Genomic DNA, 19,629 nt, shown 5'->3' with positions numbered 1-19,629 from the left:
ATCGCAAGGCGATGCGTGCGCAATTCGCGCGGCTTTCCCACCAGACGCCCATGAACGCTCGAACCGATCTGCCTCCCGGTCGTGACACCACCCATCCGATCGACCCGCTCTTCACGCGCCGCTGGTCGCCGCGCGCCTTCACCGGGGAGACCATCGATCGCGACACCCTCGACAGCTTCTTCGAGGCCGCGCGCTGGGCACCGTCGGGCTACAACGCCCAACCGTGGCGCTTCGTCTTCGCCCGTCGCGACACGCCGGCATGGAGCCGCGTGTTCGACGCCCTGTCGCCCTACAACCAGGGCTGGGCGGGCCGGGCCTCGGCCCTTGTCGTGGTGCTCTCTCGCACGATGTGGGTCCCGCCGGGCAAGACCGACCTGGTCGCCGTGTCGACGCATTCGTTCGATGCGGGCGCGGCCTGGGCGAGCTTCGCGTTCCAGGCCACGCTGGCCGGGTGGCACACGCACGGCATCGGCGGATTCGACCGCGAACGCCTGCGCAACGACCTCGGTGTGCCCGCGGACCATGCGCTGGAGGCGGTCATCGCGGTGGGTCGGCAGGGCGACAAGTCCATGCTGCCCGAGGCCCTGCAGGCGCGCGAGTCGCCGAGCTTGCGGCGCCCGCTCAGCGAGCTGGTGGCCGAAGGGCGGTTCTCATTTCCCGACTGAGCGGAGAGCCTGCCGCGCCGGCGGCTTGCCGCGACGCCCGCGGCGGTGTCGCGCCGCGGGGCGGGACACCGGCCGGGCCCGGGAGCGGGCGTCCCTCCGCGTCGTAGGCGGTCCAGAAGCCCTCGAGGCCGAGATCCTTCAACGCTGCGTCGACGTATTGCCGGTCGATCCACCCGTTGACGTCGAAGTCCCGGCGGACGAGCCGGAAGCGGTGGGCGTCATCGAGCGCCTGCTGGAGCCGGGTGGTGATGAAGGGATCGTAGAGCGGCGAGGTGCGCACCGCGAGCGGCTCGCCCGCGAGCTCCTCGTTCCAGTGCTTTACCGGCACGCCCGCGCGCGACCAGAGCGAGATCACTTCGTCCCGGTTGGCCGGCTCGGCCGTCCACCGGGCCGCGCGCACGAGGCCGCGCACGACGCGGCGGGTCGCGTCGGGCCGGGCCGTGGCGAAGGCATCGGTGACGGTGATGTGGCTCTGCGAGGTGAAGGTGGGCGCCGAGCGGGTGGAGTAGATCAGGCGCGCCTGCCCCTGGTCGCGGAATTTCAGCACCACAGCCGCGCCGATGAGGGCGTCCAGGTCGCCCGCCAGGAAGGCGGCCTGTGCCGTCGGGGCATCGAGGTTCAGCACTTTGAGGTCGCGTTCCTTCAGGCCATGGGCGGCGAGAATGCGGACCACCGGCAGATGCGAGGCCGTGCCCTTGGTGAAGGCGATGCGCTTGCCCTTGAGATCCTGCACGCGGTGGATCGGCGAATTCGGAGCCACGCCGATGTAGATCGTCGCCCGGCTCGTCGCGGCCATCACGGCGCGCGTGCGCACGCCGTTGGCACGCGTCACGATCGAGGGCAGGTCGCCGTGGAAGGCGAAGTCGAGCTGGCCGTTGCCCATCGCCTCGTTCACCGCCGGGCCGACGCCCTTGAAGAAGATCCACTCCACCTTGACGTCCTGGCCCTTGAACTCCTCCTCGATGAACCGCTTCGCATGGGCCACGCCCGCTGCGCCACCGGCAAAGCCGGGCGGGATGCCGTAGCTCGGCGAGGCGACGCCGAAGCGGATGACGAGCGGTTCGGCCTGCGCCGCGAAGATGGTCAGCAGACCGAGAAAGGCGAGGGTGAGACGGATCATGGCAAGGCGGGCGCGGCGGCGGCAGTGGGGTGGGAGGCGCGTGCGAGCCAGACGGCCAGCAGCAGGTGGACGGGCACGAAAAGCAGGTAGGCGCGCTGGAGCCCGAACGCCTGACCCACGAGCCCGCCGAGGAACGTGCCCAGCAGCGCGCCCATCGGACCGGCAAAGAGGTTCAGCCCGGAGACCTTGCCCTGACCCAGGCGCGCCCCGATGCGCGCGATGCGGGTGAGGGTCACCGTCTGCAGCAGGCCGAGAGCGAAGCCGAGCAGCACCACGCCCGGCCACAGCCAGCGGGCCTCGGGTGCGAGGGCCAGCATCGTGACCCCGACGGTCGCCATCGCGAGGGCGCCCAGGCAGGACCGCGTGCTGCCGACGCGGCGCACCAGCAGGCCGGCCATGAACAGCGTGGCGATGAACACCACCCCATGGCCCGTGACGTACGCCGCCGCCTCACTCGGCGGCCGATGAAACACCTTCAGCGCGATGGCGATGATGAATGTCGCGTTGAAGGCGTTCGTTGCCTGCGCGGCGCAGTCGATCAGGTTCACCTGGCGAAGCTCGCGATCGCGGGTGAGGGTGGCCAGGTCTCGGCCGATGTCGGCAAGACTCGGGCGCCGGCCGCCCCGACCGGGCCGGGCGTAGCGCGCCAGCACGATCGGCGACAGCACGATCGTGAAGGCGAAGCTCGCCGCGATCAACCACCAGGTGCCGGTGAACCCGGCGGCCGCCACGAGGGCCACCGCCAGCCCCGGGCCGACGAGGAACATGCCGGTCATGTGGGTGCCTCGGTACCATCCGGCCTTGTGTTCGCCGAGCGTGCGGATCTGCTCGAAGAACACGCTGTTGAGCGACACGAAGCGCATCGGCATGAAGAACCCGATCGCAGTGACGGCGCCGAGCAGAAAGGCCGGATGCGGCACGAGCGGAATGACGACGTAGATCACGCCTGCCAGCACGCTGCCGATCACGAAGAGCCGCGCCGGACCGTGGTGATCCACGAGGAAACCGACGGGCACGCTCATCGCGAGAGTTCCGAACACCTGGCCGCTGGCGATCAACCCGAGCTGGAATTCGGTCGCGCCGAGGTGCAGCGCATAGAGGGAAGTGACCACCTTGGCTGTGCCCACGCTCGTGCCCATGACGGACGCGAGCACGGCGAACACCAACAGGAAGCGGTTCTCACGGCACCATGTGGCAAAACGGAAGCGAGTGGTTTGCGGCAAGTTCGTCGAAGGCATGTCGGGCCCGGGGCGGGTACCGGGCATGAGCACGGATCGCGCCCGACGCTTGTGCCCGGAACCCGGCGATTCCATGCCGGTGTGGCGACAACGCTGTTGGCTTGCGCGCAGGTCGGTGCCGCGGCTGTTGCGTGCGAAGCAGCAGCGCGCTGCAGGCGCGCGGTGGAACATCGATTGCTCGGCGGCGGCTTCCTTTCCACCGAGAGACCGTCCATGAGCAATGACAAGTGTTCCCGTGCCGAGGCGCTTCGCGCACGCGGCGCCTCGATGAGCGAGATCGCCGCGGTGCTGGAGGTCACGCGCCAGCGTGTTCGCCAGATGCTGGCGGAGGCCCGCGAGGCCCGACTTCGCGCGGCCAGCCCCGATCCGTTCAGCCGCCTCAGTGTGCGCACCGCCAACGGCCTCAAGGCGGAGTTCCTCTATTTGCGCAAGCAACCCTTGACCGTCGACACGGTGGCCCGGGCCTACGAGCAAGGCCGGTTGCGAACGGTCCGCAACATCGGTCGCAAGAGCGTCGAGGAGATCGGCCGGTGGTTGGCCGAGGTTCGTGGCCGGCCCGCGGAGTCTGCGCACGAATCGTGACTGTGCGCGGTTGAACAGGCCGCTGCACGAGTTCCACCACCCGACCGGCGAATGTGTGTCTGGTGAAGCAACGACAGGCCTCGAACGATGGCACACATGATGCGGAGCACGGTTCCCACCCACCGGAGATCCGCTTCATGAACGACCGCCTGAACCGTGTCCAAGCCTCCCCTTCCGCCGCCGTGCGACAGCGCCTGGATCACCCCGTCATCGACACCGACATCCACGTCAACGACTACACGCCTGACGTGGAGGATTACGTCGCCCGCTACGCCGGCGCGCACCTCGTCGATCGCTTGCGCCATGCGAGCGAGGACCGCGCGACGCGTGGTGGCGTGGGCAATGGCAAGACGTGGTACCAACAGACGCCCGAGGAACGTCAGCACTACCGCACCATCCGCTCGCCCTGGTGGGCACGCGTCACGAAGAACACCCTGGACGTCGCGACCTACCACCTGCCCGACCTGTTCGCCGAACGTCAGGCCGAGCAGGGCTCGGACTACTCCGTGCTGTTTCCCAACAACGTGCTCGCGCCGCTCGCCTTGCGTGACCCGGGAGAGCGCGCGGCGCTTCAGCGGGCCTTGAACCACTACCATGCCGACCTCTGGCGCAAGTACTCGGACCGCCTCACACCCGTGGCGGGCATCCCGCTCAACACGCCGCAGGAAGGCATCGAGGCGCTCGAGCATGCAGTGAACGTGCTGGGACTGAAGGCGATCAACATCGCGGGCAGCGTGTCCCGGCCCATTCCGGCGCTGGCCGAGCGGTTTCCGCTCGACAAGTACCCGGAACTCAAGAAGTACATCTCGTACCAGGACTTCTACGGGCTCGACAGCACCTACGACTACGACCCGTTCTGGGCGAAGGTCGTGGAGCTCGGCGTGCCGGTGCTGACGCACTACGGCAGCCAGGGCTGGACGGGTCGCAGTTCGATCTCCAACTACATGCACAACCACATCGGTCACTTCGCCGATGGGTCCGAGGCGTTCGCCAAGGCGCTGTTCTTCGGCGGCGTGACCCGTCGCTTCCCTCAACTTCGCTTCGGCTTGCTGGAGGGTGGCGCCGATTGGGGTGCGCGGGTATACATCCACCTGGTCGACCGCTGGAAGAAGCGCAGCCTCGAAGGCCTGCAGCACTACGACCCCGCCGCTACCGACCGCGCCGAGCTCACCCGGCTCTTCCAGGCGTACGGCGCATCGTTGACGCAGGGCCGCTCCATCGAAGGCGAGGACCTGATCCGCGACACCCTCGGGCAGCGCTACACCGCGGGTGCGCGCCAACCGATCGGCGCGGAGCTCGAGGACTTCGCGGCCGCCGGCATCGAGTCGGTCGAGGACATCCGGGCACGTTGGCTGGACAACTTCTTCTTCGGCTCCGAGTCGGACGACCGCACGATCGCGCATGCGTTCAATGAGCGCGCCAATCCGCTGGGCGCCAAGGTGAACGCGATCTACTCCTCCGACGTCGGCCACTGGGACGTGCCGGACTTGACGGACGCACTGGCCGAGGCCTGGGGCCTGGTGGAGGAGGGCGTGATCAGCCCGACCAACTTCAAGGACTACGTCTTCAACAACCCGTACAAGCTCTACACCGAGGCCAACCCGGCCTTCTTCAAGGGCACGCGGGTGCAGGCGCAACTCGACGCCGCGACCCAGCGCTGACCCGAGGCGCGTGCGCCGGGGCGCTGCAGTGATGCGCTCCGGGCACGCGGCTCGGCCCGATGCTGGAGGCACCGCATGTTCTCGTGCGTGGGCCGCAGCCGCGCCCCGGCGTGTTCGGTGGACGCCGCCAAGCCTGGCCCGCGCTCACGAAGCGGCGCGCCCGGGAAGTTCCCGGTACGGGCCTTGCGCAAGTGGGCTTCCCCAATTCCTTCCTGGAGATTCCATGGCTGACTTCCCGACAGATCCTCACCCCTTGACCGCGCGTCGCCGCTTCCTCGGCAGCACCGCTGCGGCGCTTGCAGCAGCCGGCACCGCCACCGGCACGTCCGCAGCGACCCCGCTCGACGCCCTGGCCGTACGCGGCGCGGCGGGCGGCGATGCGAATGAACAGTTGCGCCGCAAGACCTTGCGTGTGCGCCTCGATCGCGCGCGCGCCAACCACGACGTGCCAGTCCCTCGCCACCCGACCAACGGCGACGAGGACCGCTACCCCGACAAGATCGGCTCCGACACCCGCGGCCTGCCGCACGACGCCCGCGGCAATGTGGACCTGAACGCCTGGGTGCTGCTGCGCCGCGCGATCGACGCCCGGTCGCAGGCGGACTTCGAGCGCGTGCCGCTCGGTGGTACGCGCAAGCTGGTCAACCCGCTCGGCACGCTTGCGGTCAACCTCGAGGGGATCACCCCGCCCCAGATCCTGATTCCCCCGCCGCCGGCTCTGGCGAGCGCCGAGCGCGCGGCGGAGGCGGTGGAGGCGTACTGGCAGTCGCTGCTGCGCGACGTGCCGTTCCACGAATACCGCGCCGACACACGGCATCCGCTGGTGCTCGCCGCGGCGAGCGAGATCGACGCGCTCAGGGACTACACCGGTCCGCGTGATGGCAGCGGCCGCGTCACCCCGCCGTTGCTGTTTCGGGGCACGGCCCGCTACGTGAACCGCGCCGACCGCACTGGCTCGACCGCCCGTCACGTCGTTCCGCCGGGCGTGCTCGACGGACCGTACATCTCGCAGTTCCTCTTGCGCGACATCCCGTACGGGCCCCAGTTCATCGCCGCCCAGCTGCGGCCGCAAAAGCCTGGCAACGACTTTCTTACCGATGCAGCCGAGTGGCTCGCCAACCAGGATGGCCGCGCTTCCCAGCGCCGCATCGAACTCGACCCGCAGGTGCGCTACCTGAGCTCGGGTCGGGACCTGGCCGAGTACGTGCGCGGTGGCGCGCCCGGTTTCTGGGGCGCGCTGCAGCTCCTTGCGACCGCGCGCAGCAGCAATCCGCTGGTGGTCGGCGGCTTCGGTGCGGCGCTGAATCCGCGCAACCCGTACCTCGCCATCAAGACGTCCGCTTCCGCTGCGGGCTCCTGGGGAACCGGGTACATCCAGGGGCTGCTCACGACGGCCACCTCGCGCAACATCCGGGCGAACTACTGGCAGAAGTGGTTCGTGCAGCGCACCCTGCGCCCGGAAGCCTTCGGCGGGCTCCTGCACCGCCGCCTGGCCGGGCAATCGGGCGATCCCTTGCATGCGCAAGTCCTGCAGTCCGAGGCCGTGGCCCGCAGCTTCGCGAAGTTCGGGACGCGGCTGCTGTCCAGCGCCTACCCGGAAGGTGCGCCGAACCACAGCTCGTATCCGGGCGGGGCGTCCTCGAACGCGGCCGTGGGTGCCACCATCCTGAAGGCCTTCTTCGACGAGAACCACGTCATCGCCGATCCGGTGCAGCCGGACCCGTCGGACCCGACCCGGCTCATTCCCTACGTCGGGCCGCCACTGACCGTCGGGGGCGAGCTCAACAAGCTGGCCTCCAACCTGGGCACTGGCCGCAACTGGGCCGGCATCCACTGGCGCTCCGACGCGGCCGCTTCGCTTGCGCAGGCCGAGGAGGTCGGGATCGCCCTGCTGCGCGACGAGCGCCACACCTTCCACGAGGCGTTCGAGGGATTCCGCTTCACGCGCTTCGACGGCACGACGGTCGAGGTATGACCGGTGGGCCGGACGGGCGCCGCCCGGTCGGCCCGGCCGGCCCGCCGCGCAGCGGCAAGCGGTTGCGCGGCGGCTTTGCTCAGGCCGCCAGCGCCTGCGCGGCAGACCGGCGTCGGGCCTGGATCCACGGCGCGAGTGCCGGCTCAAGGAAGGCCTGCTCGGAAATGAAGTGGTTGCTCTGGTCGTACAAGGTGTACGCGACCTGGCCACCGGCGGCCCGCAGCGCCGCCACATGGCGCTCGGTCGCTTCGTGAGGCAGCTTGTCGTCGAGTCCGCCGTGGAATACCCAGGTCGGTGTGTGGGCGAGGGCGTCGAGCGCGAGCCCGGAGGGAACGCGCCCGGAGGCCACCACCAGACCGGCGAACCTCGCCGGATGATCGGCCACCAGCTGCCAGGCCGCCGCGGCGCCCAGACTGAACCCGGCGAGCACGACGCGCGACGGGTCCACACCGTGGGTGGCCACCACCGTGTCGACAAGGGCCAGCACGTCGTCCGGCCGGTCGGTCCAGGCCGCATCGGCGGGCAACTGCGGGGCGATGAAGCGGAACGGGCGTTCGCTCGATGCCGCCACTTGCCGGGGCGGCGACCAGCGCAGCAGCAGATCGATGTCGTCGCCCCGATCGCGTCCGCCGTGCAGGAAGACCAGCAGCGGTGCGTCGGCGGAGGGGGCGGTGGGGGCGGCGTGAAGATAGGCCAAGGGACCGCGGGCGGTGGGCAGACTGAGGCGTTCGATCGTCATGGTGGGCTCCTGGGAGAGGTGGGGAAGGGGCGTCGAATGAAGGGGCCGTGGCGGGTCCGAGGCCGGGCTGCGCGGCGATGTCACCGCCATGGCCCTGGCCGGCCAGGCGGTGACCACGAGCTGCTGGCCGGTGAGCAGGGGCCACGGGTGATGCCCACCCGTTCGCAGGTTCCGGGCCAGAGGGTCGAGGCCTGTCGGGACCAGCCTTGCTGCCTGTCCAGCAGCGGACTGCTGGCGTCGGCGCAGGGCTGGCGGCCCGCTGCTGCGAAAGCGCCACCGGGGCACTGCCCTCGATGGCACGCCACCTGCACGTCGGGAACTTCCTGATCACCACGGACCGCCCGATGAACCTTTCCCGACGACTCCTCCTCGGCGCCACCTTCGGCGTCCCGCTGCTCGTGCGTGCGGCCGGCAAGCCGGCTTCCGTGCGCATCGCCGTGGCCCAGCCGCTGGCGGGCCAGCCCCCCAGCTTCTCCGGCAGCTCCGCGGCCATCGCCCACGCCAAGGGGTGGATCGACGACGAGTTCCGGGCTGACGGCATCGCGGTCGACTGGTCGTTCTTCAAGGGGGCGGGCCCGGCCGTGAACGAGGCGGTTTCCAACCAGCAGGTGGACTTCGCCCTGCAGGGCGACCTGCCATCGCTCATCGGGCGCGCCGCAGGCCTGCAGACGCGCGTGATCGTGGCCACGGGCGCGCGTTCCAACCTCTACATCGGCGTGCCGCCCGGCTCCACCGCCCGCCGCATCGAAGACCTGCGCGGCAAGCGAGTGGCCTTGTTCAAGGGCACGAACATGCACCTGCCGGCGGTGCGCCTGCTCGAGGCCCACGGGCTGAATGAGCGCGCGTTGAAGATCGTCAACCTCGACACCGCGAGTTCGCTCGCGGCGCTCGCGACGGGCGACATCGATGCATCGATCGGTTCGCAGGACATCCTGCGCCTGCGCGACAAGGGCCAGGTGCGGGTGCTGTACACCAGCAAGGGCAATTCGCCTGTCTTCACGCGCCAGAGCCACCTGCTCGTGACGGACCGCTTCGCCCAGGCGCACCCTGACATCACCGAGCGGGTGGTCCGCGCGCTGGTCAAGGCATCCCACTGGGCGTCCGACGAATCGCACCGCGAAGACGTGCTGCGCCTGTGGGCGCGCGCCGGCACGCCGTTCGAGCACTGGAAGGAGGACTTCGAGGGCCAGCCGATGCGCGTTCGGCTGAACCCGACCTTCGACCCGTTCCTCCGCGCGCGGTATCACGAGGCGGTGGACCACGCCTTCCGCTTCCGGCTGTCGCGCGCTCGCTTCGACGTCGACAGCTGGATCGACACGCGGTACCTGAGCGCCGCGCTCAGGACGCTCAAGCTCGAGCGCCACTGGCCCGTGTTCCAGGCCGACGGGCGGACGGCCGGGGCGGCGTGAGCCCCGGCGCGCCGCGCCTTCAGACTGCGTCGTCGAACGAGGTGCGACTGCTGGCCTGCAGCCGCGCATACAGACCGCCCCGTGCCACCAGGCGTTCGTGGGTGCCCTGCTCGACGATGCGGCCGTGCTCCATCACGACGATGAGGTCCGCGTCGCGCACGGTGGCCAGCCGGTGGGCGATGATGATCGTCGTGCGGCCACGGCGCAGCAGGGCGAGGGCCTGCTGGATCTCCTGCTCGGTGAAGCTGTCGATGTTCGCCGTGGCCTCGTCGAGCACGAGGATCTTCGGGTCGGCGAGGAGCGCGCGCGCGAAGCTCAGCAGCTGACGCTGGCCGATCGACAGGTTGCGCCCCCGCTGGCCGAGCGGGGTGTCGTAGCCCTGGGGCAGGCGCTCGATGAACGCATGGGCCCGCACGGCCCGCGCGGCGGCGATGGCGTCTTCGCGGCTGGCCTCCGGCAGGCCGTAGCGCAGGTTGTCGAGCACGGTGCCGCTGAAGAGGAAAGGCTCCTGCAGCACCATGCCGATGTGCCGGCCGAGCGAGGCGAGGGTGACGTCCCGCACGTCGTGCCCGCCGATCCGCACCGCCCCCGCGCCGACCTCGTAGAAGCGGTGCAGCAGCGCCGTCACGGTGGTCTTGCCCGAACCGGTCGGTCCGACCAGGGCCACCGTCTGGTGCGCCTCGATGTCGAGCGAGAAGTCGTGCAGCACCGTCTGCCCCTGTCGGTAGCCGAAGCACACGTTCCGGAAGGAGATCGTCGGGGCCATGTCGGCCGGGAGATCCGCCGCACCGGGACGGTCGACGATCTGCAGCGGCACGTCGAGCACCTCGAAGATGCGCTGGCCGGCCGCCATGGCGCGCTGCATCACGGTGTACTGCATCGACAGCGTGCGGATCGGGTCGAAGAACTTCTGCACGTAGAAGATGAAGGCCACCATCACCCCGACCCCGAGCGCCCCACCCGTGACCTGCTGACCACCGACGACCACGACCACCGCCATCGCGACACCGGTGAGCGTGTCCACGAGGGGCACCATCACCTGCGAGGCCCGCGAGGCACCCAGCTGCGCGTCGAGGTTCTCGCGGGCCTTCACGGCATACCGCGCGAAGTTGACGGCCTGGCGCCGGTTCTCCTGCACGGTGCGAATGCCGTTGATGTTCTCGGCCAGCGACGCGTTCACGCTCGACGAGGCCTCGCGCGCGCGCCGGAATGTCTCGCGCGCCCAGGGGAGCCACACCGATCGCACGATCACCAGCGCCGGCAGGGCGGCAAGTGTCAGCGTGCCGAGCCGCAGGTCCATCCACAGCAACACGATGACGATGCCCACGAGCAGGAACAGATCACCCACCGCCGACACCGAGGTCTCGAGGAACTCCTGCAGGGCGTTGACATCGCCGGCCAGGCGCGCCATCAGGCGGCCCACCTGCGTCTGGTCGAGCGTGGCGAGGGAGACGTCCTGCAGGTGCGCGAACATGGCGCGCCGCAGGTCGAAGATCACCCGTTGCGCAAGCCGTGCAGCCACCCACTCCTGCAGAAAGTTCAGCACGCCGTTGAGCGCCACCAGCACGCCGAACGCGGCCATCACGATCGTCAGCGGCATGGTGGCGGGGCCGAGCATGCTGTCCACCGCATGCCGCACCGTCACCGGAATCGCCACCTGCACCGCGGTGTACGCCAGCACGGAGAGCAGGGCGCCGGCCAGCGCGCGGCGATAGGGCCGCATGAACTGCCACAGCCGCCAGGTGACGCGGGTGTCGAAGCGGGCGAAGATCTGTTCACCCTGTTCTTCGGAGGCCAGCATGGCCGTCATGCTGCGGCCTCCTCGTGTTGTGCCGAGCGTTCCGGGTACTGCAGCGCCCACAGCGCCGCGTAGTGACCGTCGCGCGCGCGCAGGGCGGCGTGGGTGCCGCGCTCCACGATGCGGCCTTCGTCGAGTACCAGGATCTCGTCCGCGTGCATCAGCGAGCCGAGTCGGTGGGCCACGATCAGCGTGGCCTTGTCGGCCGCGGCGTGCCGAAGCGCCCGCCGCACCGCGCGCTCGGTCGCCGCGTCAACGGCCGAGGTGGCGTCGTCGAACACCAGCACGACCGGGTCGGCCACGAGCCCGCGGGCGATGGACAGCCGCTGCCGCTGGCCGCCCGAGAGGGCCACGCCGCGCTCGCCGACGCGCGTGTCATAGCGCGCGGGCAGGCCGGCCACGTGCGCATGGATCTGCGCGGTCGCCGCCGCGGCCTGCACGGCCTCGGTTCCGGTGCCCGGGGCCGCATAGGCGATGTTGTGATGCACCGAGGTATCGAAGAGGAAGCTCTCCTGCTGGATGACGGCGACGGCCGCGCGCAGCGAGTCCAGCCGCACGCCGCGGATGTCCTGCCCGTCGATCGTGATGCGGCCGGCGCTGACGTCGTAGAACCGCGGAATGAGCTGCGCGATGGTCGACTTGCCGCTGCCCGGCGCACCGACGATGCCCAGCGTGCGGCCCGGGCGCAGCTCGAAGCTGATGTCGGCGAGGGCCGGCCGGCCTTCGCGGCCGGGGTAGGCGAAGTCGACGTGCTCGAACCGCAGCACCCCGGCGCCGATGTCGAGCGCGGGCACGCCGGGCGCGTCCCGCACGTCGGGCTCCCTGTCCAGCACCTCGAACAGGCGGGCGCCGGACGAGGCGGCCCGTGCGCTGGAGTTGACGATCATTCCCACCTGGCGCACCGGCAGCTGCAGCAGCGTCATGAAGGTGAGGAACTCGGTGAGCTGCCCCACCGTCAGGGTGCCGGCGGACACGCGCAGGCCGCCCGCCCAGAGCACCGCTCCCATGGCGACGTGGTAGGCGACGTTCATGATGCTCACCGACCGCATGCGGTAGGTGATACGGCGGTTGGACAGGGCCAGCGCCGAGCGCGACAAGGCATCGAAGCGCGCCAGTTCGTGGGCCTTCGAGGCGAAGGCGCGCACCACGCGCACGCCCTGCAGGTTCTCCTCCATGCGCAGGGTGAGGTCCGACATCATCGACTGGAGCCGGTCCCAGCTCAGGCGCATCAGGAAGCCCATGCGAGCCGCCCGCCACAGCACGAAGGGCACGAAGCCGAGGGCCATCGCGCCGAGCAGCGGGTCCACGCTCATCAGGCGCCATGCGCCCGCGCCCACCAGCAAGGTCAGCGTGACGACCCGCAGCAGGCCGGCTTCCAGGTACATGCGGGTGCCCTCGAGGTCAAGCATGCCGCGGGCGATCAGGTCGCCCGAATGGACCCGGTCGTGGAAGGCGAAGGACAGGTGTTGCAGCTGTTCGTAGAAGGCCAGGCGCAGATCACGCCCGACGCGGTGGGCCAGGCTTTCGCCCAGGTAGCCCTGCAGGCCCGTCAGCAGCCCGCGCACGGCGCAGGCCGCGACGATCAGCGCGGCGGTGAGGCCGAGCGCGCCGCGCACGCCGGCCACGGGCACTCCCGTCGCGGTGAGCAGGTGGTGAGCCTGGTCGACCGCCCGCCCGAGCAGCATCGGGGTGACGAGGTTGAATGCGGCGGCGCCGAGCGCACAGGCGACCGCCGCGGCGCAGCGCCATGGGTAGTTGAGCGCGAGCCGGGTGAGCCGGGTGAGCACGCGAGGAATGGCCCGCACGTCGACGCGACCCAGGCGGGAAAGGTCGGCGAACGGGTCACCGGCGAGGGGGGCGAAAGGGTCGGTTTCGCCGAGCGAATGGGTGGTCATCGACGGACCGTCAGGAAGCCGGGTTCGGGTAGCGGTCCTGGATGGCCTCGATGCCGGCGAGCACCTCGTCAGACAGGACGAGGTCGACACTGGCGATGTTGGCGGCGAGCTGCTCCAGGGTGGTGGCGCCGATCAGCGTGCTCGTCACGAAGGGTCGGCTGTTGACGAACGCGAGGGCGGCTTGCGCGGGGTCGAGCCCATGGCGGCGAAAGAGCGTCACGTACGCGCAGGTCGCGCGCTCCACCGGCTCGGCCTTGTAGCGCCCGAAGCGGTCGAACAGGGTGATGCGCGCGCCGGGCGGCCGCGCGCCGGCGAGGTACTTGCCGCTCAGGCTGCCCATGGCCAGCGGCGAGTACGCCAGCAGGCCGACGTCGTCGCGCCGGGCGAACTCCGACAGGCCGGTCTCGAACCCGCGGTTGACCAGGTTGTAGGCGTTCTGGATGCTGGCCACGCGCGGCAGCCCACGCGCCTCGGCGAGCTGCAGGAAGCGCGCGAGACCCCAGGGCGTCTCGTTCGACACGCCCACATGTCGCACCTTGCCGGCCTGCACGAGACCGGCGAGCGCCTCCAGGGTTTCCTCGATGGGCACCGTTTCCTCGTCGGGTGCGTGCGTGTAGCCGCGTTGCCCGAAGGTGTTGGTGGTGCGGTCGGGCCAGTGCAGTTGATACAGGTCCACGTGGTCCGTCTGAAGCCGCGCCAGGCTGTCGTTCAGGGCGTGCTCCAGGTTCTGTCGGGTGAAGCTGGTGGCGCCGCCTCGGATGTGGCTCGGGCGCTGGGCGGTGCGTGAAGGCCCCGCGGCCTTGGTCGCGAGCACGATCTTGTCGCGGCGCCCGCCCTGGCGCAGCCAGGTGCCGATGTGGCGCTCGGTCGCGCCTTGTGTTTCCGGGCGCGGTGGCACCGGATACATCTCGGCGGTGTCGACGAAGTTCACGCCGGCCTCGATGGCGGCATCGAGCTGAGCGTGCGCATCGGCTTCGGTGTTCTGCTGGCCCCAGGTCATGGTGCCGAGGCCGATCACGCTCACTTGGCGGCCGGTTCGGCCGAGGGGACGGTATTTCATGGACGTTCCTGAGGTGGGATGGAAGGAAATGCGGGGGGAAGCGCGGAACAGGGGCTGCGGCGGTCCAGGCACTGGCCGCCGCGGTGCCGGTCAGGTGACGCGGTCACCCGCCGCTTGCAGAGCGGCCCGAAGCGCTTGAGCTGCGCGCCCGGCACGGGGCGTCGAACGTCAGGGCCTTGGCACGCATGGACAGGGCGAGCGCGTCGGTGCGTGGCAGGGCGAGCGGCTGGGGCGACGAGGCAGGTTGCGGGTCGGTCATGGACCCTCCTTTAGCAGCGACCATGCCACGGGGCCGGTTCCTGGCGAAGCAGGCGCTGCAGGCGATGCGGCTGCTGCGCGCGGAGCAGCCGGCCGCGTCGCGCTGCTGCGTCCTCAACCGCACCTGTCTTGAAACCCGCAGCAAGCTACGCCTGGCGCTGGAACGGGGCTTGCACCCGGTGGCCTTCGTTGTCCATCCCATTCCCTGTTGAGAGGTGTCTCGATGTCGTCTTTGCTCCTGTCTCGCCGCGCGGTGCTCGGCGCGGCCGCTGCGGTCTCACTCGGCCCCTGGGTACGCCCATCGCGGGCGGCCGCGCCCGACGTGATCCGCTTCGGGGTGTCCACCGCCGGCGTCGGCGATCCGCCGCGTGTCGCGGGCGGCTGGTTGTCCGTCGCCCAGACGCGGGGCTTCGTCGAGTCGGCACTCAAGCGCGATGGCATCCGCGTGGAGTGGACCTTCTTCAAGGGGCAGGGGCCGGCGGTCAACGAGGCCTTGAGCAATGACCAGCTCGACCTGACCACGCTCGGCGACCTGCCTTCGATCATCGGCCGCGCAGTGGGCATCCGTACGCGGCTCGTGATGGTGACGAATGCGCGCACCGACGCCTACGTGGCGGTGCGGCCGGGCTCCACGGCGCGCTCGGTGACCGACCTGCGCGGGCGGCGTATCGCCTTCCACAAGGGCACGGCCACCCAGCTGGTGGCCAACCGCATCTTCGAGCAGAACGGCCTCACTGAGCGAGACTTCAAGATCATCAACCTGGAGCCCGCCAGCACCCTGGCGGCCTTCGCGTCCGGCGACATCGACGGCATCATCGGCTCGCTGAGCCTCGTCAGCATGGAGCAGAAGGGGCTGGCCCGCGTCATCTACGACACACGGCGCAACCCGGGCGCCACCTCGTCCGGCCACATCCTCGTGCGCGATGCATTCGCCCAGGCCCACCCGGGGCTCACGCAACGGGTGGTCACGGCCTTCGTGCAGGCTGCCCACTGGGCGTCGCTCGATGCGAACCGGGCCGAGGTGCTGCGGCTGTGGGCCTCGGCGGGCAGTGTCTCGGCGGAAACCTACGAGACGCAGTACCGCGGCGTGCCGCTGTCGCACCGGCTGTCGCCTCGCTTCGATCCCTTCGTGGTGGCGAACGACCGCCGGGCCGTGACCGATGCGCTGCGCTACAAGCTCATCCGGCGGGGCTTCGACGTCGATGGGTGGATCGATCAGCGCTTCGTCGAGCAGGCGGTGAGCGACCTGGGCCTGCAGCGTTTCTGGCCCGAGTTCGATCCCTCCGGGCGACCGGTGGCCTGAGACGATCGACGCGCGGCGCACGGGCTTCCATCCGGGCTGGGAAAACCCCTCCGGCCGGTTTTGTGGCACCCTCCTAGAATCGTTCCACTGTCCGCAACAGGTTCACAGGAGCCCGCCCCCCATGGCACCACCCCGTCCCGAGGCGCCCGACGCCGATGCCGCGGCCTCCGCCGTCGGCAGCCCGCGCGTGCTGAAGAAGTACCCCAACCGGCGCCTCTACGACACCTATACCAGCAGCTACATCACGCTGGCGGACGTGAAGAAGATGGTGCTGGCGGCGCAACCCTTCGTGGTCCGGGATGCCAAGAGTTCTGAAGACCTGACCCGCAGCATCCTGCTGCAGATCATCCTGGAGGAGGAGACCGGCGGGGTGCCGATGTTCTCGGCCCCGATGCTCGCGCAGATCATCCGCTTCTACGGCGGGGCGATGCAGGGCATGATGGGCTCCTACCTCGAGAAGAACCTGCAGACCTTCACCGACATCCAGGCCCGGCTGGCCGAGCAGAGCAAGGGCCTGCTCGAGCCGGCCACCATCAATCCCGAGTTGTGGACGCAGTTCCTCAACGGCCAGGCGCCGGCCGTCCAGGGCGTGATGAGCAACTACATGGAGCAATCCCGCCAGATGTTCCAGCAGATGCAGGAGCAGATGGCCAAGCAGGCAGAGACGCTTTTCCCGGGCGTGCCCGGTTTCACACAGCCCAAGCGCTGATTTGGAGGGGATCCGGGCCCGCTCGGGCGCCGGATCGGCGAAAATCCCGGGATGACTGATTCCACCCTGGCCGTCCCGGCCGCCCCCAAGATCGGCTTCGTGTCCCTCGGCTGCCCGAAGGCGCTGACCGACTCCGAGCTGATCCTCACGCAACTGCGTGCCGAGGGCTACGATACCTCCAAGACCTTTGCCGGGGCCGATCTGGTCATCGTCAACACCTGCGGCTTCATCGACGATGCGGTGCGCGAGAGCCTGGACACCATCGGCGAAGCCCTGGCCGAGAACGGCAAGGTGATCGTGACGGGTTGCCTGGGCGCCAAGGCGGGCGACAACGGCGGCAACCTCGTGCAGCAGATGCACCCGAGCGTGCTCGCGGTCACCGGGCCGCACGCCACGCAGGAGGTGATGGATGCGGTGCATGTGCACGTGCCCAAGCCGCACGACCCGTTCGTCGACCTCATCCCGCCTCAGGGCATCAAGCTCACCCCGCGGCACTACGCCTACCTCAAGATCAGCGAGGGCTGCAACCACCGCTGCAGCTTCTGCATCATCCCGAGCATGCGGGGCGACCTGGTCTCCCGCCCCATCGGCGACGTGCTGGGCGAGGCCCAGCGGCTGTTCGAGTCCGGCGTCAAGGAACTGCTCGTCATCAGCCAGGACACCAGCGCCTATGGCGTGGACGTCAAGTACCGCACCGGTTTCTGGGACGGCAAGCCCGTCAAGACGCGCATGCTCGACCTGTGCGAGAAGCTCGGTGAACTGGCCGCGCGCCATGGGGCCTGGGTGCGGCTGCACTACGTCTACCCGTACCCGCATGTCGACGCGGTGCTGCCACTGATGGCCTCCGGACTCGTGTTGCCGTACCTCGACGTGCCGTTCCAGCATTCGCACCCCGACGTCCTGCGCCGGATGAAGCGTCCGGCCAGCGGCGAGCGCAACCTCGAGCGTCTGCAGCAATGGCGCGAGGCCTGCCCGGAGCTCGTCGTTCGCAGCACCTTCATCGCCGGCTTCCCTGGCGAGACCGAGGCCGAGTTCGATCACCTGCTCGACTTCGTCCGCGAGGCCCGCATCGATCGCGCCGGCTGCTTTGCCTACTCCCCGGTGGAGGGCGCCCCGGCGAACGACCTGGAGGGCGCGCTGCCCGAAGCGGAACGCGAGGCACGCCGGGCACGGTTCATGGAAGTGGCCGAAGCGGTGTCGACCGAGAAGCTGCACAGCCGCATCGGCGCGACCATGCAGGTCCTCGTCGACTCCGCACCGGCCCTCGGCCGCAAGGGTGGCGTGGGCCGCAGCTATGCCGACGCGCCGGAGATCGACGGCTGCGTGAAGCTGCTGCCGCCCGAGAAGGCCTCCAAGACCCTGAAGGTCGGCGAGTTCACCAAGGCACGCATCGTCGGCGCCCAGGGGCACGACCTCATCGCACAGCCGATCTGAGCGCATGACCGTCGACAAGCACACCACCGGGCTCATCCACCACCCGTACGTCCCGCCGGGCGGGTTCGAGGCGCCCGCGCCTGGCGTGTTCAAGGCCTCGACGGTCATCTTCCCGAACACGGCGGCGCTGCACGCGCGCGCCTGGAAGGACAAGTCCGGCTACACCTACGGCCTGCATGGCACGCCTACCACCTTCACCCTCGAGGAGCGCATCGCGTCGCTGGAGGGCGGGCTGCAGGCGCTGCTGGTGCCGAGTGGTCTGGCCGCCATCGCCCTCGTCGACACGGCGCTGCTGCGCAGCGGGGACGAGGTCCTCATCCCCGACAACGCCTACGGGCCGAGCAAGGAGCTGGCGCGCCACGAGCTGGCGGCCTGGGGCATCAGCCACCGCTTCTACGACCCGATGGATCCGGCCGCGCTTGCCGCGATGATCCGGCCGGCCACCCGCCTGGTGTGGCTGGAAGCTGCCGGGTCGGTGACGATGGAGTTCCCCGACCTGCCGGCGCTGGTGCGCGTGGCACGCGAGCGGGGCGTGCCGTGCGCCCTCGACAACACCTGGGGCGCCGGCATCGCCTTCGATCCGTTCGACCTGTTGCCGGGGCAGGGCGACGCGCCGGTCGGGGTCGACATCTCGGTGCAGGCGCTCACGAAGTACCCGTCCGGCGGCGGCGACGTGCTGATGGGGTCGGTGACCACGCGCGACGAGGCCTTGCACCTGCGCCTCAAGCTGAGCCACATGCGCATGGGGTGGGGCGTCGGTGCCAACGATGTCGAGCTGGTCCTGCGCGCCTTGCCGACGCTTGCCCTGCGCTACGAGGCCCAGGACGCCGCGGGTCGTGCGCTCGCCACCTGGTGGCAAGGGCGACCCGAGGTTACCCAGGTGCTGCACCCGGCCTTGCCGGGATCGCCCGGCCATGCGAACTGGCAGGCCTTGAGCGTGCAGGCAGCCGGTCTGTTCTCGGTGGTGTTCGATGCACGCTACAGCGCCGCACAGGTTGACGCCTTCGTCGACCGGCTGCGGCTCTTCCGCATCGGCTTCTCATGGGCCGGGCCGGTGAGCCTCGTCGTGCCGTACGACCTGTCGACGATGCGCAGCCGTGCCGCCTGGCAAGGCACGCTGGTGCGGTTCTCGCTCGGTTTCGAGGCGGTGGCCGACCTGATCGCGGACTGCGAGCAGGCGCTGGCGGGCCTGTAGCGCCCGGCGTCCGGCGCCCCGGGCATGCGCCGCGCGCCATGCCCCACCCGATTGCCTGTGAAGAAAGGGGCGGTCGGCCCCCTACGCCTCAGGCCTTGCCGCCCGACACCTTGTGCCGCATCAGGCGGCCCTTCTCGCGCTCCCAGTCCTTCTCCTTCACGGAGTTGCGCTTGTCGTGCTCCGCCTTGCCCTTGGCCAGGGCGATGGAGGCCTTAACGCGGCCGCCCTTGTAGTGCAGGTCGAGCGGCACGAGCGTGAAGCCCTTCTGCTCCACCTTGCCGATCAGGCGCTTGATCTCTTCCTTGTGCATCAGCAGCTTCTTCGTGCGGTCGGCCTCGGGACTGACGTGCGTGGAGGCGCTGCGCAGGGCGTTGATGCGGCAGCCGATCAGGAACAGCTCGCCGTCGCGGATGACGACGTAGCCGTCGGTCAGCTGCACCTGGCCGGCACGGATGGCCTTGATCTCCCAGCCGTGCAGCACCATGCCAGCCTCGTGTTGTTCCTCGAGGTGGTAGTCGAATCGAGCGCGGCGGTTTTCAGCAATGGACATGGCGGGCAGGTGGGGTCGCTGGCAGTCAATACAATCCA

Annotated in this window: 18 protein-coding genes; 10 read left to right on the top strand and 8 right to left on the bottom strand. The window is 69.9% G+C overall.

Annotation, left to right across the window (positions count from 1 at the left end; translation table 11 throughout):
• Nucleotides 1–50: 50 nt before the first annotated feature.
• Entirely contained in the window at nucleotides 51–665 is a 615-nt protein-coding gene (locus ACSQ2F_RS10075; protein WP_436022310.1) for a nitroreductase family protein, read from the top strand.
• On the opposite strand, the gene ACSQ2F_RS10070 is transcribed toward ACSQ2F_RS10075, so the two are convergent.
• A complete protein-coding gene (locus tag ACSQ2F_RS10070) occupies nucleotides 622–1,785 on the bottom strand; it encodes an ABC transporter substrate-binding protein (RefSeq protein ID WP_436022308.1) in 1,164 nt (387 codons plus the stop codon). The genes ACSQ2F_RS10075 and ACSQ2F_RS10070 overlap by 44 nt on opposite strands.
• Complete coding sequence (locus tag ACSQ2F_RS10065; protein ID WP_436022306.1) at nucleotides 1,782–3,008, bottom strand: MFS transporter; 1,227 nt, start codon at nucleotides 3,006–3,008, stop codon at nucleotides 1,782–1,784. Before ACSQ2F_RS10065 ends, ACSQ2F_RS10070 begins: the two co-directional genes overlap by 4 nt.
• A gap of 228 nt (nucleotides 3,009–3,236) precedes the next feature.
• Between ACSQ2F_RS10065 and ACSQ2F_RS10060 the strand changes: the two genes are divergently transcribed.
• The 3 genes from ACSQ2F_RS10060 (at nucleotide 3,237) to ACSQ2F_RS10050 (ending at nucleotide 7,241) form a co-directional block, all read left to right on the top strand.
• On the top strand, nucleotides 3,237–3,605 hold the full coding sequence (locus ACSQ2F_RS10060; protein WP_436022304.1) for a hypothetical protein: 369 nt from the start codon (nucleotides 3,237–3,239) through the stop codon (nucleotides 3,603–3,605).
• 137 nt (nucleotides 3,606–3,742) lie between these two features.
• The gene (locus ACSQ2F_RS10055) at nucleotides 3,743–5,266 is read left to right on the top strand and encodes an amidohydrolase family protein (protein ID WP_436022302.1); all 1,524 of its coding nucleotides are present in this window, start codon (nucleotides 3,743–3,745) and stop codon (nucleotides 5,264–5,266) included.
• Nucleotides 5,267–5,489: 223 nt separating this feature from the next.
• Complete coding sequence (locus ACSQ2F_RS10050) at nucleotides 5,490–7,241, top strand: twin-arginine translocation pathway signal protein (protein ID WP_436022300.1); 1,752 nt, start codon at nucleotides 5,490–5,492, stop codon at nucleotides 7,239–7,241.
• 79 nt (nucleotides 7,242–7,320) lie between these two features.
• Here the strand turns inward: ACSQ2F_RS10050 and ACSQ2F_RS10045 are convergent, their stop codons facing one another.
• Entirely contained in the window at nucleotides 7,321–7,980 is a 660-nt protein-coding gene (locus ACSQ2F_RS10045; protein WP_436022298.1) for an alpha/beta fold hydrolase, read from the bottom strand.
• A 344-nt stretch (nucleotides 7,981–8,324) separates the two neighbouring features.
• On the opposite strand from ACSQ2F_RS10045, the gene ACSQ2F_RS10040 reads away from it, so the two are divergent.
• Nucleotides 8,325–9,389 (top strand): ABC transporter substrate-binding protein, encoded by a 1,065-nt coding sequence (locus ACSQ2F_RS10040; protein ID WP_436022296.1) that lies wholly within the window; start codon nucleotides 8,325–8,327, stop codon nucleotides 9,387–9,389.
• 19 nt (nucleotides 9,390–9,408) lie between these two features.
• Here ACSQ2F_RS10040 and ACSQ2F_RS10035 read toward each other — a convergent pair whose 3' ends face one another.
• The 4 genes from ACSQ2F_RS10035 to ACSQ2F_RS10020 all read right to left on the bottom strand — a co-directional run bounded on the left by ACSQ2F_RS10035 (nucleotide 9,409) and on the right by ACSQ2F_RS10020 (nucleotide 14,401).
• Entirely contained in the window at nucleotides 9,409–11,199 is a 1,791-nt protein-coding gene (locus ACSQ2F_RS10035; protein WP_436022294.1) for an ABC transporter ATP-binding protein, read from the bottom strand.
• On the bottom strand, nucleotides 11,196–13,082 hold the full coding sequence (locus ACSQ2F_RS10030; RefSeq protein ID WP_436022292.1) for an ABC transporter ATP-binding protein: 1,887 nt from the start codon (nucleotides 13,080–13,082) through the stop codon (nucleotides 11,196–11,198). Before ACSQ2F_RS10030 ends, ACSQ2F_RS10035 begins: the two co-directional genes overlap by 4 nt.
• A 10-nt stretch (nucleotides 13,083–13,092) precedes the next feature.
• Entirely contained in the window at nucleotides 13,093–14,142 is a 1,050-nt protein-coding gene (locus tag ACSQ2F_RS10025; RefSeq protein WP_436022290.1) for an NADP(H)-dependent aldo-keto reductase, read from the bottom strand.
• A gap of 103 nt (nucleotides 14,143–14,245) precedes the next feature.
• Complete coding sequence (locus tag ACSQ2F_RS10020; RefSeq protein WP_436022288.1) at nucleotides 14,246–14,401, bottom strand: hypothetical protein; 156 nt, start codon at nucleotides 14,399–14,401, stop codon at nucleotides 14,246–14,248.
• Nucleotides 14,402–14,423: 22 nt separating this feature from the next.
• Here ACSQ2F_RS10020 and ACSQ2F_RS10015 point away from each other — a divergent pair, with 22 nt between their 5' ends.
• The 5 genes from ACSQ2F_RS10015 (at nucleotide 14,424) to ACSQ2F_RS09995 (ending at nucleotide 19,041) form a co-directional block, all read left to right on the top strand.
• On the top strand, nucleotides 14,424–14,612 hold the full coding sequence (locus ACSQ2F_RS10015) for a hypothetical protein (protein WP_436022286.1): 189 nt from the start codon (nucleotides 14,424–14,426) through the stop codon (nucleotides 14,610–14,612).
• Between the two features lie 11 nt (nucleotides 14,613–14,623).
• Complete coding sequence (locus tag ACSQ2F_RS10010) at nucleotides 14,624–15,703, top strand: ABC transporter substrate-binding protein (RefSeq protein ID WP_436022284.1); 1,080 nt, start codon at nucleotides 14,624–14,626, stop codon at nucleotides 15,701–15,703.
• Between the two features lie 121 nt (nucleotides 15,704–15,824).
• Nucleotides 15,825–16,412, top strand: a complete 588-nt coding sequence (phaR, locus tag ACSQ2F_RS10005; protein ID WP_436022282.1) for a polyhydroxyalkanoate synthesis repressor PhaR — start codon at nucleotides 15,825–15,827, stop codon at nucleotides 16,410–16,412.
• A 51-nt stretch (nucleotides 16,413–16,463) separates the two neighbouring features.
• Nucleotides 16,464–17,846 carry a 30S ribosomal protein S12 methylthiotransferase RimO gene (gene rimO / locus ACSQ2F_RS10000; RefSeq protein WP_436022280.1) on the top strand — a complete coding sequence of 461 codons (1,383 nt, stop codon included), beginning with the start codon at nucleotides 16,464–16,466 and terminating at the stop codon, nucleotides 17,844–17,846.
• A 4-nt stretch (nucleotides 17,847–17,850) separates the two neighbouring features.
• Nucleotides 17,851–19,041 carry a PLP-dependent transferase gene (locus tag ACSQ2F_RS09995; RefSeq protein ID WP_436022278.1) on the top strand — a complete coding sequence of 397 codons (1,191 nt, stop codon included), beginning with the start codon at nucleotides 17,851–17,853 and terminating at the stop codon, nucleotides 19,039–19,041.
• Nucleotides 19,042–19,129: 88 nt separating this feature from the next.
• Here the strand turns inward: ACSQ2F_RS09995 and smpB are convergent, their stop codons facing one another.
• A complete protein-coding gene (smpB, locus tag ACSQ2F_RS09990) occupies nucleotides 19,130–19,591 on the bottom strand; it encodes an SsrA-binding protein SmpB (protein ID WP_436022276.1) in 462 nt (153 codons plus the stop codon).
• Between the last annotated feature and the right edge of the window lie 38 nt (nucleotides 19,592–19,629).

Source organism: Rhizobacter sp. LjRoot28 (assembly GCF_964253025.1).
GTDB lineage: Bacteria > Pseudomonadota > Gammaproteobacteria > Burkholderiales > Burkholderiaceae_C > Rhizobacter.
This window is presented reverse-complemented; position numbering and strand designations above follow the sequence as displayed.

Bases quoted from the DNA above. Each gene is read 5' to 3' on its own strand.
- rimO (WP_436022280.1), top strand. From the start codon at position 16,464: ATGACTGATTCCACCCTGGCCGTCCCGGCCGCCCCCAAGATCGGCTTC.
- ACSQ2F_RS10020 (WP_436022288.1), bottom strand. From the start codon at position 14,401: ATGACCGACCCGCAACCTGCCTCGTCGCCCCAGCCGCTCGCCCTGCCA.
- ACSQ2F_RS10055 (WP_436022302.1), top strand. From the start codon at position 3,743: ATGAACGACCGCCTGAACCGTGTCCAAGCCTCCCCTTCCGCCGCCGTG.
- ACSQ2F_RS10050 (WP_436022300.1), top strand. From the start codon at position 5,490: ATGGCTGACTTCCCGACAGATCCTCACCCCTTGACCGCGCGTCGCCGC.
- phaR (WP_436022282.1), top strand. From the start codon at position 15,825: ATGGCACCACCCCGTCCCGAGGCGCCCGACGCCGATGCCGCGGCCTCC.
- ACSQ2F_RS10025 (WP_436022290.1), bottom strand. From the start codon at position 14,142: ATGAAATACCGTCCCCTCGGCCGAACCGGCCGCCAAGTGAGCGTGATC.
- ACSQ2F_RS10040 (WP_436022296.1), top strand. From the start codon at position 8,325: ATGAACCTTTCCCGACGACTCCTCCTCGGCGCCACCTTCGGCGTCCCG.
- ACSQ2F_RS09995 (WP_436022278.1), top strand. From the start codon at position 17,851: ATGACCGTCGACAAGCACACCACCGGGCTCATCCACCACCCGTACGTC.
- ACSQ2F_RS10070 (WP_436022308.1), bottom strand. From the start codon at position 1,785: ATGATCCGTCTCACCCTCGCCTTTCTCGGTCTGCTGACCATCTTCGCG.
- ACSQ2F_RS10060 (WP_436022304.1), top strand. From the start codon at position 3,237: ATGAGCAATGACAAGTGTTCCCGTGCCGAGGCGCTTCGCGCACGCGGC.
- ACSQ2F_RS10045 (WP_436022298.1), bottom strand. From the start codon at position 7,980: ATGACGATCGAACGCCTCAGTCTGCCCACCGCCCGCGGTCCCTTGGCC.
- ACSQ2F_RS10030 (WP_436022292.1), bottom strand. From the start codon at position 13,082: ATGACCACCCATTCGCTCGGCGAAACCGACCCTTTCGCCCCCCTCGCC.
- smpB (WP_436022276.1), bottom strand. From the start codon at position 19,591: ATGTCCATTGCTGAAAACCGCCGCGCTCGATTCGACTACCACCTCGAG.
- ACSQ2F_RS10075 (WP_436022310.1), top strand. From the start codon at position 51: ATGAACGCTCGAACCGATCTGCCTCCCGGTCGTGACACCACCCATCCG.
- ACSQ2F_RS10010 (WP_436022284.1), top strand. From the start codon at position 14,624: ATGTCGTCTTTGCTCCTGTCTCGCCGCGCGGTGCTCGGCGCGGCCGCT.
- ACSQ2F_RS10015 (WP_436022286.1), top strand. From the start codon at position 14,424: ATGCCACGGGGCCGGTTCCTGGCGAAGCAGGCGCTGCAGGCGATGCGG.
- ACSQ2F_RS10035 (WP_436022294.1), bottom strand. From the start codon at position 11,199: ATGACGGCCATGCTGGCCTCCGAAGAACAGGGTGAACAGATCTTCGCC.